We start from the raw sequence: 13,193 nt of genomic DNA, 5'->3' as shown, positions 1-13,193 counted from the left end.
GTGTGTGCTGCAAATGCAGTTTTTGCACTAAAACTGGCAAGCGGAAAGAACTCTGTATAATTCACTATAAAAATATTATTTACTAGCGGCTTGTCCTGCAACTTTGCGCCAAAATAATGAGCGTTATCAAAATCACGCAACTCAGTAACGGCGCGGTTTCAGGTTAGCAAAATGTAAATAATCCGCACTTATGACGTTAAAGCTATTATTCGTAAAGCTTATTACCATTCTTAATGTAAAGTAACTCTAGGCTAAACTTCATAATTCACATGCTAAGTCATATAAATTGCGGAGACACTCGCCATTATTACATGTAATAATCATCTGCTAGTCTGTTACACATCAATTGTTCCGCACGTATCAACGTTAATGCGCAAGGCGAAAGGATTTTTTATGAAGCTGAAATACACGATCATCGCATCGGCATTGCTATCACTCACCGCGCTTTCTGCTGCACAAGCGGCAAAAGAACTCGCACCAGAGCAAGCAGCAGCCATCAAGCCCTTTGATCGCATTACTATTACTGGCCGGTTTAATGCAATCAATGAAGCAGCTGATGCGGTATCCCGCCGTGCTGACAAATTAGGCGCCGACTCCTTCTATATCCAAGATATCAACAGCAACAACAATGGCGGCAACTGGCGTGTAACGGCCGATGTTTATCATAATGATGCACCGGAAGTGAGCAAAGATACCCAGTATCGCGTCTTTAATGGTGTTAAAGAATTACCTAAGACTGAAGCCTACACCCTGCAACCTTATGACACCGTGTCTGTCAGTGGTTTCTTCCGTAGCCAGCCTGATATCAGTGAAGCTATCTCCAAAGCGGCCAAAGAGAAAGGTGCATACTCTTTCTTCATCGTTCGTCAGGTAGATGCAAACCAAGGTGGCAATCAGTTTGTGACGGCTTATATCTATAAAGAAGACGCCGCTAAACGTGTAGTACAAAGCCCAGATGTTATCCCTGCTGATTCTGATGCAGGTCGTGCGGCTCTTGCCGCCGGTGGCGCAGCCGCGGCTAACGTAGAAATTCCAGGTGTTGCTTCTTCCGGCACACCAAGTGCTGATGTTGGCCGTTTCTTTGAGACCCAATCATCAACAGGTAAGCGTTACACTGTAACTCTGCCTGATGGTACTCAAATTCAGGAATTGAATAACACCACGGCTGCACAGATGGTGCCGTTCGATTCTATTAGCTTTACTGGTCACTACAACAGCATGACGGACGTTTCTCACGAAGTCGCTAAACGTGCCGCGGCGAAAGGTGCGAAGTATTACCATGTGACTCGCCAATGGCAGAACAAAAGTGGCGGTAACTTGAGTGTTAGCGCAGATCTGTTCAAATAAGATTGTTTAAATATTCAGCGTAAGGGCAGCCATGAGCTGCCCTTTTGTTATTGACCCTCATTACAACATCCTTTTACTCATACTGATTGAATAATTTTTTATCTAAATCGCATAACCAATCATTGCATGATTGCCCCTCACTCCGTAAAATCTCCCGAAAATTTTAGGGCTATTATCTGTCAATTCTCGATGAATTAGCCTCATATAATGCTGCTTAATAGCCAGTAGCCACTCATTAATATTCTAAAAACCAGGATTCACAATTGGAAAGAAAACTCGGCCTGACTGCGCTAACTGCGCTGGTTCTTAGCTCAATGCTAGGCGCAGGTGTCTTCAGCTTGCCGCAAAATATGGCTGAAGTTGCCAGCCCGGCGGCATTACTTATTGGCTGGAGTATTACCGGCGTGGGGATTATTTTCCTGGCGTTTGCGATGTTACTACTAACCCGTCTACGCCCGGATCTAGATGGTGGGATATTCACCTATGCCAAAGAGGGATTTGGTGATCTCATCGGGTTTTTCTCCGCCTGGGGCTACTGGTTGTGCGCCGTGATTGCCAATGTCTCTTATTTAGTGATTGTGTTCGCCGCATTGAGCTTCTTTACCGATAAATCGGGCAGCATTATCTTTGGCGAAGGTAATACTTGGCAGGCGCTACTGGGTGCCTCTTTTCTGCTGTGGTTAGTGCATTGCCTAGTATTGCGTGGCGTACAGACTGCCGCCAGCATTAATCTGGCCGCAACGCTGGCAAAACTGCTCCCCATTGGCGGTTTTATTGTTCTGGCGGGGCTTGCTTTCAGCCTCGACACTTTCCGTTTTGATTTCACTGGTATCGCTCTGCACACCCCGGTTTGGCAGCAAGTAAAAGACACGATGCTTATCACTCTTTGGGTCTTTATTGGTGTTGAGGGGGCGGTGGTAGTTTCTGCTAGAGCACGCAATAAAAAAGATGTTGGTCGGGCCACCATGCTGGCGGTGGTTTCTGCTTTGTGCGTTTATCTATTGATTACATTATTGTCGCTCGGTGTGGTACCCCGTGCCGAATTGGCCGACATGCGTAACCCATCGATGGCTGGCATTATGGTTGAGATGATCGGGCCTTGGGGTGAAGTGATTATTGCTACTGGGCTGATTATTTCTGTTTGTGGTGCATATCTTAGCTGGACCATTATGGCCGCTGAAGTCCCGATGGTTGCCGCGAACCATGGTGCATTTCCTAAAATGTTCCGACAGCAAAATAAGCACAATGCCCCAGCAAAATCACTGTGGCTGACAAACAGCGCCGTACAAGTGGCACTGATTCTTATCTGGCTAACAGGCAGCAACTACAATACGTTGCTCACAATTGCATCTGAAATGATTCTAGTGCCTTACTTTTTGGTTGGCGCATTCTTATTCAAGGTAGCGATAAAACGTCAGGACTGGCGGTTAATTGTGGCGGCGAGTGGGGCTTGTCTATATGGCTTATGGCTGATTTATGCCGCCGGCTTGCTGTATTTGCTGTTATCTGCCCTCTTATATGCGCCGGGTTTATTGGTGTTTATTTATGCACGAAAAGGGCATGAAGGGCTTCGATTACTCAATACTGTGGAACGTGCGGCAATCTGTCTGGTATTAATGGCTACCATTCCAGCAACTTGGCTCGTTATGCATTGAGTGCCCTGGCGCGTTGATGTTAATAATTCTCATGGGCAGGCCGGTTAAACCTGTTTGCCCATACGAGCATGGTCTTAAAATAGCTCATGGTTTTCCGTGCCTAATATATCTACAGATAAACATTCGCCCTTCTGACTTAATCCCATTGAAAGCGGAAATCTTTGCTTAATCTCACCAAGCTGTGCCGTTTCCAAAGGATAAGGTAGCTGAATATCTAACGCAGTTATCCCCTGTTGCTCGGCCAATTTAATCAATCGAATAATATTCGTTTCGTCACTGAGCTGAGTGGATAATACCTGTAATGCCAAGGCAGTAAGCCGCTCTTGGGGGGTGTTCTCTAATTCAGCCTGTGTTTTTACAACCATACCAAAAATGGGCATAACACCATAAATGGCATCAAGAAAACTCCACCGCTTTTTGCACGACGCGGCCAGAAATTCCGTGTAATCGAAGCAGACTTTTTCGCTCTGTGCTGGCACACCAATGTGTTCGCCACTCATCCCTCAGTCCTCAGTTGATCGATACAGCTATTCATTAACCACAGATATTGATATATAAACGATGGACGCAACTAAATAGAGATGACGATATAATCACTTTCATTAATATAATGAAATAATTTGCCCGTTGTCTAGCAATCAGTCATTGGCATTAATGACAAACAGAATAAGTAACATGCATAGTATTGCTGACAACAGCGCGCTATGCTGAATTCCGGCATTTTTAAAAACTGAAAAACATGACCAAAATTGTTTTTGTTGAAGACGACCCGGAGGTCGGGAAACTGATAGCAGCCTATCTTGGCAAACATGACATTGATGTGTTTGTTGAGCCACGTGGTGATACCGCGCAAGCTGTTATTGAACATCAGCAACCTGACTTAGTGTTGCTTGATATCATGCTGCCGGGAAAAGATGGGATGACGCTTTGTCGTGATCTGCGGCCCCGCTATGAAGGCCCGATCGTGCTGTTAACTTCTCTAGACAGTGATATGAACCATATTCTCTCTTTAGAGATGGGCGCGAACGACTATATCCTGAAAACCACCCCGCCGGCGGTATTGTTAGCGCGTTTGCGTTTACATCTACGTCAACATAATCAACAGCAGACCAAAGAAACCATCAGCCCCCCACTCACAGGTCATAACGCAATTCATTTTGGCTTACTGTGCATCGACCCAGTTAATCGACAAGTTAATCTAAGTGATGAAGAGATTACCTTATCAACTTCAGATTTCGATCTGCTGTGGGAACTGGCAACTCATGCCGGAGTCATTATGGATCGAGAAGCGCTATTAAAAAACTTGCGTGGTGTCAGTTATGACGGGATGGACCGCAGTATCGATGTCGCAATTTCGCGCTTGCGCCGCAAACTCTATGACAATGCCCTAGAGCCTTTCCGTATCAAGACGGTACGCAATAAAGGCTATCTATTTGCGCCCAATGCTTGGGAGTTTGTGCAGCAATGAGGAAACTATTTATTCAGTTTTTCCTATTGCTATTCGTCTGCTTTTTGGTAATGGCGATGTTGGTCGGACTGGTTTATAAAGTCACAGCCGAACGTGCAGGCCGACAGTCATTAGATGACTTAATGAAAAGTTCGCTATCTCTCATGCGCAGCGAGCTACGTGAAATCCCGCTAAAGGACTGGAACAAAACCATTGCCACATTAGATTTAAATCTTTCTTTTCAATTGCATATTGAGCCACTAGATAAACGAGACCTTGGTGAGCGATTAAATAAACGCCTGCGAGCAGGTGAAATTATCGCTTTAGATGATGAATACACCTTCCTGCAACGGATACCGCGTAGTCACTACGTTCTTGCTGTCGGTCCGGTCCCCTATCTGTTTTATCTACATCAAATGCGTTTGCTTGATCTGGCCTTACTCATTCTGATTGGTATGTCTTTGGCTTTACCTGTATTTCTCTGGATGCGCCCTCATTGGAAAGATTTGCTTAAGTTGGAAAATGCAGCCCAACGCCTAGGGGCTGGGCACCTTGATGAGCGAACACATTTTGATCCTACATCCAGTTTGAGCCGCTTGGGAGTCGCCTTTAATCAGATGGCTGACAACATCAGCACATTGATTGTTAGCAAAAAACTCCTTATTGACGGCATTGCTCATGAGTTGCGGACCCCACTAGTTCGCTTACGTTATCGTTTAGCCATGAGCGATAATCTGACAGAAAGTGAACAACAAGCGTTAAATCATGATATTGGTCAGTTAGAAGCCTTGATTGACGAACTTCTCACCTATGCTCGTCTGGATCGCCCGCAGGTTTCCCTTAATCTGGAACCCATAGATCTACCGGGTTGGTTAACCACGAAAGTTATGGATATGCGCTTGATTCATAGTGAGCGTGAGATTGAACTTGATATCCCTCATCGCGGAGATTTTGGCGCTGTTGACTTGCGTTTAATGGAACGAGTTTTGGATAACCTGGTCAACAATGCGCTACGTTATTCCACTAAACGGCTGCGTATCGGGTTGTGGTTCGATGGTGATAATGCGTGTTTGCAAGTTGAAGATGACGGCCCAGGCATTCCATTGGATGAGCGAACCCGTATTTTTGAACCCTTTGTGCGCCTTGATCCCAGCCGAGATCGTGCAACAGGGGGATGCGGCTTGGGATTAGCGATTGTTCACTCCATCGCACAGGCATATCAAGGGAGTATCTCTGTCGATGCCAGTTCACTGGGAGGAGCCAGCTTCCGATTTTGTTGGCCAGTAAAAACGCTTTATGTGGTATCCACTGACCCAGATAGTGCCAAATAATCTAGTCCTATAAACAGCCACCAATAAAAACACGTTGGCATATCAGATTTTATGGAGTGTTCTATGACGACTGCCTATCATCACCTGCGCACCACCTTCACTCGCCTTTCTCGCTTCGAGCATTTATCCGCTATTGCGGGATGGGATATGCAGACCATGATGCCAGCAAAAGGGAACCTTGCGCGTTCCGAGGCCATGGCTGAACTGAATGTACTACAACATCAGATTCTAACGGCTAAACAGGTGGGTGAATGGCTCACACAAGCCGAGCAAGAAAGTCTCAACGAGATTGAGCTGGCGAATTTGCGCGAAATACGTCGTCATTACAATAATTCGGTGTTGCTACCAGAAGCGTTGGTTGAGGCTAAATCACTTGCTGGAGCCAAATGCGAGCATGCCTGGCGTCAACAACGTATCGCCAATGACTGGAACGGATTTGCAGAAAATCTGCGAGAAGTGGTCAAACTCAGTCGCGAAGAAGCATCAATTCGTGCTCGAGCGGCAGGTACCTCCCGCTATGACGCCTTGCTCAACTTATACGAGCCAGGGACAAACAGCGCCGATCTGGATCGTATTTTTGGTGACCTCAAACAATGGCTACCAACATTGCTGCAAAAAGTGACCACCAAACAAGCGAACGAGCCTTGCCTCATACCACAAGGGCCATTTGATGTAGAAAAACAGCGTCAATTAGGTTTGAGTGTCATGAAAGTGCTGGGCTTTGATTTTGACGGCGGGCGTGTTGATGTCAGTGTTCATCCATTCTGCGGCGGTGTGCCTCAAGATGTACGCATCACAACCCGCTATAATGAGCAAGAATTTCTCAGCTCATTAATGGGCATTGTGCATGAAACTGGGCATGCTCGTTATGAACAAAACTTACCGCGTGAATGGTTGGGTCAACCAATATCGCATGCACGCTCAACGGCCATTCACGAATCACAAAGTTTATTGTTTGAGATGCAATTAGCGCGCAGTAAAGAATTTTTGCACGTCATTCGGCCGCAAGTTATACACCAATTTGGGGAGCAGGCAGCCTTCGAGGAAAATAATTTCATTGCGTTAAATCAACGTGTTAAAACCGGCTTTATTCGAGTTGATGCTGATGAGGTCAGTTACCCTGCTCACGTCATTTTGCGCTATGAGATTGAAAAAGCGTTAATAAGTGGCGAGATTGAAGTCGATGATATTCCTGCCCTCTGGAATGAAAAAATGCAGCAATACCTCGGAATTAACACCGAAGGTAATTATTGTAATGGATGTATGCAAGACATTCACTGGACAGATGGTGCTTTTGGCTATTTCCCAACCTATACATTAGGTGCCATGTACGCAGCCCAACTCTTCCAAACGGCTCGTAACGCCATCCCAGAATTAGACAAGAATATTGCCAACGGCGACCTGAGTGCCCTATTCACTTGGTTGCAGCAAAATATCTGGCAACATGGCAGCCGTTATTCGACTGCGGAGTTGATCACCAAAGCGACGGGAGAACCGCTTAATCCGCGCTTTTTCCGCCAGCATCTAGAACAACGTTATCTGTAATATTCATCTCAACCCAAAGTACAATGTAAAATGCTGCCCTCGCCTTGAGTGGCAGTATTTTGCTCGTAAGCCAAAATGTCAGTTTAATTTCAGCTTTGCACGTAATGATAGAGAGCACCTTGTTGGCATAAATACTACTGTATGTTGTAACTAAAAATAGGTTTTTGACAAGTCGCATTGATCACTTGAGCCGTCGATTACTGATAGCAATCAACTCTGTACAATCGGTTACAAGCCGAAACCAATGACTTACGGAAGACATTTATCATTTCCTCTACTCTTTCTACAACGACCCAACGGGGCCGATTGACAAACAGAACACTGAGGAATAAATCATGAAAACAGTATTAGCTCTGATTGTTGCTGCAACTTTGGGGATCTCTTCTGTCGCATTCGCCGCAGATACCGTTGCACCACCTGCCGCACCAATGGCATCTGCGCCAGCAGCCCACAGTGCACCAGCTAAAACTATGCACCATAAAAAAGCTAAAAAATCGATGAAATCCGATTCGATGAAAAAAATGGATAAAGCGGCACCAGTACAGAAAGCTCAAGCCGCCCATAAACACCATAAAAAAGCGACACACAGCAAATCGGCTCCGGCAGCCGTACCTGCCGTAAAATAGCAGTAGCATTTAACGCGATAAAGCTGAAGCCAGCTCTCCACGATTGACTGTAACAGCTGATTGACTCAACACCCGGTTTACCGGGTGTTTTTTATCAGGAGTGCTGAAAATGCTGCGCCGTTATTTATTCGAAATAACTCTAGGTACATTGGTTATTTGCGGTCTGATCACATTATTTTTTTATTTATAGAGCAAGCGGCTTAAGTCGCGTAAAAATTATTGAAATATCAATTACTGACAACATACCCTCTGACTAATAATGTCTATAGTTAGCAATAGTAGAACTCGTGATGAGTCATTTAATTCGTCGTTATTGGGTATGTTCATAAATAACCTCTTGGTCAGTAAATAAAGGCAAGGTTAACTATTTATGCGTTTATCTTCATTATTACTATTGAGTCTATTCCCTCTTTCTAGCGCTCTTGCCCTTTCGCAGACTGACACACCAAATGCTGACAACAGTATTGCTGATCAAACTACACTGTTTTTTGGTAAAGATGATCGCACCGCGGTATCCGATAGTGCTGACTGGCCATGGCAAGCCATAGGACAGGTTGAGACCGCCAGCGGCAACCTTTGTACCGCAACCTTAATATCCCCTCACCTAGCGCTCACTGCCGGCCACTGTGTTCTGACGCCTCCGGGTAAAATTGATCATGCGGTAGCCCTGAGGTTTGTTTCGCATAATGGCCATTGGAAATATCAAGTGACTGACTTAGAAACACTGGTTGAAGCTAAGTTAGGCAAGAAACTGAAACCGGATGGTGAAGGCTGGATAGTGCCGCCTGCTGCTGCAGCATATGATTTTGCACTTATTCGATTAACTAATACCAAACCAATCCCAATAAAACCGTTGCCACTGTGGAGTGGTGCCGCAAATGAGCTGACACAGGTGCTGAAACAAAATAACCGTAAAATAACGCAAGCAGGTTATCCTCTTGATCACTTAGATTCGCTCTACAGCCATGAGAATTGTCTGGTTACCGGCTGGGCGCAGCAAGGCGTACTTTCCCATCAGTGTGACACGCTCCCCGGAGATAGTGGATCTCCTTTACTCTTGAAAAAGGGCGATAATTGGTCTCTGATTGCCATTCAAAGTTCAGCTCCTGCCGCCAAGGACCGTTATCTCGCAGATAACCGTGCATTAGCCGTGACTGCTATAAAAGACCGGTTAAAAGTATTGGCGAATAAAGTGGTCAAAAAATCCAAATAAAAACTCCGCGCCCAATGCCATTCAGCATCAAGCGCGGAGACATTATTAATTAGGCAGAAAGCTGTTCCATGGTTTGTAAAATACGCTTGTCGGAAATGGGATACGGTGTGCCTAATTGCTGGGCAAATAAGCTGACACGCAGTTCCTCAATCATCCAACGAACATCTTTAACATCATCATCTTGCTGGCGTTTCGGTGGCAATTTATTAAGCCATTGTTGCCACATCTGCTGTACATGCTCCACTCGCTGCATTTGCGCGCGATCACGGTGTGGGTCGACTGCCAACTTTTCCATTCGTCGTTCAATCGCCTGCAAATAACGTAGCGTATCCGGCAAACGTTTCCAGCCGTTATTGGTCACAAAACCACGGTAAATTAGGCCGCCAAGTTGTGCTTTGATGTCTGAGAGTGCTAAGGCCTGCGAGATATCTACCCGGCCTTTCAGTCGCTTATTAATACTGAAGACTGTAGTAAGGATCTGCTCAACTTGCTTGGCAATATCAACAACCGTTTCATTCAGTTCAGCACGAACTTTTTCTTGTAAACGGGCAAAATCTGCCTCTTGCCAGACTGGACCACCATATTGGGCCACGAGCTTATCGACCCCACAAGCGATGCAATCATCAATCAAATCCATCACTTTGCCATAAGTATTAAAATAGAGACCGAGCTTGGATTTATTCGGCAGCTTTTCATGTAAATACTTAATTGGAGATGGAATATTCAATAGCAATAGACGTCGAGTTCCCTGCCACATCGCTTGTTGCTGCTGAGATTCTGTATCAAACAAGCGAATGGCGACACTGTCTTTTTCGTCCACCAATGCTGGGTAGGCTTTTACTTCGTACCCACCACGGCGCTGTTCATAGCACTCAGGCAAAGAACCAAAACTCCAGATGTGTAGGCCACTTTGTTCAATGCCATCATCAGCAACAGCAGAGAGCGTTTCCTGCACTTTGTCTTGTAATTGCAATTTCAACGCGGCCAGATCTTTTCCTTCGCGGAGTGTCCGGTTCTTATCATCTACCACGCGGAACGTCATTTTCAGATGATCGGGGACTTGTTCCCACTGCCAACTTTCACGTGACACCGTCACGCCCGTCATGCGTCTTAACTCGCGCTCTAAGGCATCCAACAGACCGGTTGCCAGTGGCGTAGCACGGGCCAGAAATGCTTCGGCATAATTTGGTGCGGGGACAAAATTTCGCCGAACTGGTTTTGGCAATGACTTGATCAGTGCTATCACCAATTCACGGCGAATTCCTGGGATTTGCCAATCGAAGCCCTGCTCTTGAACCTGATTTAAAATAGGCAATGGAATATGTACCGTCACCCCATCAGCATCAGTACCCGGTTCAAATTGATAGGAAAGCCGCAGTTTCAGCGAGCCTTGATACCAAAAATTCGGGTAATCCAGCGGACTCACTTTGTTCGCACCATCCTTAATCAGCATGGTTTTTTCAAAATTCAACAATTCTGGCTGGGTTTGACTAGTTTTCTTCCACCAGCTATCAAAATGACGAGCAGAAATAACATCACGACCAATGCGCTGATCATAGAAGTTAAACAGTGTCTCATCATCAACCAGAATATCGCGGCGGCGAGATTTATGCTCCAGCTCTTCGACTTCAGCCAGTAACTTTAAATTGGCTCGGAAGAAAGCATGGCGTGTTTGCCAATCCCCTTCGACCAATCCGTGGCGGATGAACAATTCACGGCAAAGCGGCGGATCGATCGGGCCATAATTTATTTTGCGGTCAACCACCACTGGCAACCCGAATAGGGTCACTTTCTCGCTGGCCATCACCGCTCCTTGCGCTTTCTCCCAATGTGGATCGCTATAGTGATGTTTAACCAAATGCTGTGCTAAAGGTTCAATCCACTCGGGTTCAATACGTGCAGCAATACGGCCCCATAAACGGCTGGTTTCAACTAATTCTGCCACCATGCACCACTTGGGTGGTTTTTTGAATAAACCTGAGCCAGGGAAAATAGCAAATCGCGCATTCCGTGCGCCGGTATACTCTTGTTTATCCACATCTTTCTGGCCAATATGGGATAATAGCCCGGTCAGTATTGCTGTATGTACGCTACGATAATCGGCCGCCACGCTGTTAACCGGGATCCCCAGTTCTTTCACAACCTGACGTAGCTGGGTATAAATATCCTGCCATTCGCGTACCCGCAGATAATTCAAGAAATCACTGCGACACAATTTACGAAACTGCGCTGAAGACAGCTCTTTTTGTTGCTCTTTCAGGTAATCCCACAAGTTCACAAACGCGAGGAAATCAGAGTCTTTATCGGCAAAACGACGATGTTTTTCATCTGAGGCCTGTTGTTTGTCCATCGGGCGTTCGCGTGGATCCTGAATGGACAGAGCCGAAGTGATGATCATTAACTCCCGCACACTACCACTCTTCTGCGCTTCAAGTACCATGCGGGCTAGCCGTGGATCGACAGGCAGTTGCGCCAATTGACGACCCAACGGTGTTAATTGCTGATGACCATTACTCGCAGTCTGTATCGCGCCCAACTCTTCCAGCAACCGCACGCCATCTTGAATATTGCGTTTATCTGGGGCTTCAACAAATGGAAATGCCGCAATATCGCCCAGACCCAGTGAGGTCATTTGCAGAATAACTGACGCCAAGTTAGTACGTAGAATCTCAGGATCGGTAAATTCAGGGCGTGAAAGGAAATCCTGCTCAGAATAAAGACGAATACAAATACCGTCAGAGACACGGCCACAGCGACCTTTACGTTGATTAGCCGAGGCTTGAGAAACCGGCTCAATCGGTAGCCGCTGCACCTTGGTACGAAAACTGTAGCGGCTAATACGGGCCGTACCGGGATCGATAACATATTTGATCCCGGGTACTGTCAGTGACGTTTCCGCAACGTTCGTCGCCAGCACAATTCGCCGTCCGTGATGGGACTGAAACACTCTATTTTGCTCGCTATTTGATAGGCGGGCGTAAAGTGGCAGTACCTCGGTATGCGGTAAATTTTGTTTTATTAGCGCGTCGGCGGTGTCACGAATTTCACGTTCACCGCTCATAAAGATCAGAATATCACCGGGGCTTTCACGTCCTAACTCATCGACAGCATCGAAAATAGCCTGAAGTTGATCCCGCTCAACGTCGTCGGCATCATCCACTATAGGGCGATAACGCACTTCCACGGGATAAGTGCGACCAGACACTTCAATAATCGGTGCATTGTTGAAGTGCTTGGAGAAACGCTGCGGATCGATAGTTGCGGAGGTAATAATGACTTTTAAATCAGGGCGTTTTGGTAATAACTCACGCAAGTATCCTAAAATGAAATCGATATTTAGGCTGCGCTCATGCGCCTCATCAATAATTAAGGTGTCATATTGCATCAGCAGGCGATCTTGCTGGATTTCAGCCAGCAAAATACCGTCGGTCATTAACTTAACCAGCGTGTTCTCACCCACCTGATCATTAAAACGGACTTTATAACCAACACAGCCGCCAAGGGGGGTATCTAGCTCATCAGCAATACGGTTTGCCACTGTTCGAGCTGCCAAACGCCGCGGCTGAGTATGGCCAATCACACCTTTGACACCGCGCCCCAACTCCAAGCAGATCTTTGGCAACTGTGTGGTTTTACCCGATCCCGTTTCCCCCGCGACGATAACAACTTGATGGTCACGAATGGCATTATAAATATCTTGTTTCTTCTGGCTGACGGGTAAGTTTTCGGGATAAGTGATCGCTGGACAGGCTGCTCGACGGCTGATAACACGCTGCATCGCAGTGGCTATTTCAGTTTCTATTTCGCGAGAAATGGCCTCGATGGCCTCAGGATTATTGACTTTTCGTGCGCCTTGCAGCCGACGCCGCATGCGCTGTTGGTCACGAAGCATCAACTCACCGAGTTGGGAAGATAATGCTGCGAGTGAAGATTTCACGTTCAGTGTTCCTTGTTACGATGCGGCTGCCATCGACGGTTTCAGCCCAATGATTTTATGCTATGAAATTGATTAGCCGATATTTTTTATTA

General features: G+C 46.2%; 10 protein-coding genes. 8 read left to right on the top strand and 2 right to left on the bottom strand.

Going from position 1 to position 13,193, the window contains the following annotated elements:
* Window positions 1-393: 393 nt before the first annotated feature.
* Together ydgH and HUZ92_RS07780 are read left to right on the top strand one after the other, a co-directional pair.
* A complete protein-coding gene (gene ydgH / locus HUZ92_RS07785; RefSeq protein ID WP_050097646.1) occupies window positions 394-1,347 on the top strand; it encodes a DUF1471 family protein YdgH in 954 nt (317 codons plus the stop codon).
* 263 nt (window positions 1,348-1,610) lie between these two features.
* Window positions 1,611-3,002: an amino acid permease gene (locus tag HUZ92_RS07780; protein ID WP_050097645.1), complete on the top strand. Its 1,392-nt coding sequence runs from the start codon at window positions 1,611-1,613 to the stop codon at window positions 3,000-3,002.
* Window positions 3,003-3,076: 74 nt separating this feature from the next.
* Here HUZ92_RS07780 and HUZ92_RS07775 read toward each other — a convergent pair whose 3' ends face one another.
* Window positions 3,077-3,502, bottom strand: coding sequence for a hypothetical protein (locus HUZ92_RS07775; protein WP_050139555.1), 426 nt, complete (start codon window positions 3,500-3,502; stop codon window positions 3,077-3,079).
* Between the two features lie 239 nt (window positions 3,503-3,741).
* Between HUZ92_RS07775 and rstA the strand changes: the two genes are divergently transcribed.
* The 6 genes from rstA to HUZ92_RS07750 all read left to right on the top strand — a co-directional run bounded on the left by rstA (window position 3,742) and on the right by HUZ92_RS07750 (window position 9,164).
* On the top strand, window positions 3,742-4,470 hold the full coding sequence (gene rstA, locus HUZ92_RS07770; RefSeq protein ID WP_050097643.1) for a two-component system response regulator RstA: 729 nt from the start codon (window positions 3,742-3,744) through the stop codon (window positions 4,468-4,470).
* Window positions 4,467-5,780: a two-component system sensor histidine kinase RstB gene (gene rstB, locus HUZ92_RS07765; protein ID WP_050097642.1), complete on the top strand. Its 1,314-nt coding sequence runs from the start codon at window positions 4,467-4,469 to the stop codon at window positions 5,778-5,780. Before rstA ends, rstB begins: the two co-directional genes overlap by 4 nt.
* Before the next feature lie 63 nt (window positions 5,781-5,843).
* The gene (locus HUZ92_RS07760) at window positions 5,844-7,325 is read left to right on the top strand and encodes a carboxypeptidase M32 (protein ID WP_174846804.1); all 1,482 of its coding nucleotides are present in this window, start codon (window positions 5,844-5,846) and stop codon (window positions 7,323-7,325) included.
* Window positions 7,326-7,660: 335 nt separating this feature from the next.
* Window positions 7,661-7,951, top strand: a complete 291-nt coding sequence (gene asr, locus HUZ92_RS07755; RefSeq protein ID WP_050097640.1) for an acid resistance repetitive basic protein Asr — start codon at window positions 7,661-7,663, stop codon at window positions 7,949-7,951.
* Between the two features lie 109 nt (window positions 7,952-8,060).
* Complete coding sequence (gene ydgU / locus HUZ92_RS21095) at window positions 8,061-8,141, top strand: small membrane protein YdgU (protein ID WP_457853267.1); 81 nt, start codon at window positions 8,061-8,063, stop codon at window positions 8,139-8,141.
* Between the two features lie 180 nt (window positions 8,142-8,321).
* The gene (locus HUZ92_RS07750) at window positions 8,322-9,164 is read left to right on the top strand and encodes a trypsin-like serine peptidase (protein WP_050097639.1); all 843 of its coding nucleotides are present in this window, start codon (window positions 8,322-8,324) and stop codon (window positions 9,162-9,164) included.
* Window positions 9,165-9,213: 49 nt separating this feature from the next.
* Here the strand turns inward: HUZ92_RS07750 and hrpA are convergent, their stop codons facing one another.
* Window positions 9,214-13,101 (bottom strand): ATP-dependent RNA helicase HrpA, encoded by a 3,888-nt coding sequence (hrpA, locus tag HUZ92_RS07745; RefSeq protein ID WP_145579949.1) that lies wholly within the window; start codon window positions 13,099-13,101, stop codon window positions 9,214-9,216.
* Window positions 13,102-13,193: the final 92 nt, after the last annotated feature.

Source organism: Yersinia vastinensis (assembly GCF_902726565.1).
GTDB lineage: Bacteria > Pseudomonadota > Gammaproteobacteria > Enterobacterales > Enterobacteriaceae > Yersinia > Yersinia vastinensis.
This window is presented reverse-complemented; position numbering and strand designations above follow the sequence as displayed.

Coding starts and splice junctions, on each gene's coding strand:
- HUZ92_RS07760 (WP_174846804.1), top strand. CDS start 5,844: ATGACGACTGCCTATCATCACCTGCGCACCACCTTCACTCGCCTTTCT.
- rstB (WP_050097642.1), top strand. CDS start 4,467: ATGAGGAAACTATTTATTCAGTTTTTCCTATTGCTATTCGTCTGCTTT.
- rstA (WP_050097643.1), top strand. CDS start 3,742: ATGACCAAAATTGTTTTTGTTGAAGACGACCCGGAGGTCGGGAAACTG.
- ydgU (WP_457853267.1), top strand. CDS start 8,061: ATGCTGCGCCGTTATTTATTCGAAATAACTCTAGGTACATTGGTTATT.
- asr (WP_050097640.1), top strand. CDS start 7,661: ATGAAAACAGTATTAGCTCTGATTGTTGCTGCAACTTTGGGGATCTCT.
- HUZ92_RS07775 (WP_050139555.1), bottom strand. CDS start 3,502: ATGAGTGGCGAACACATTGGTGTGCCAGCACAGAGCGAAAAAGTCTGC.
- HUZ92_RS07750 (WP_050097639.1), top strand. CDS start 8,322: ATGCGTTTATCTTCATTATTACTATTGAGTCTATTCCCTCTTTCTAGC.
- ydgH (WP_050097646.1), top strand. CDS start 394: ATGAAGCTGAAATACACGATCATCGCATCGGCATTGCTATCACTCACC.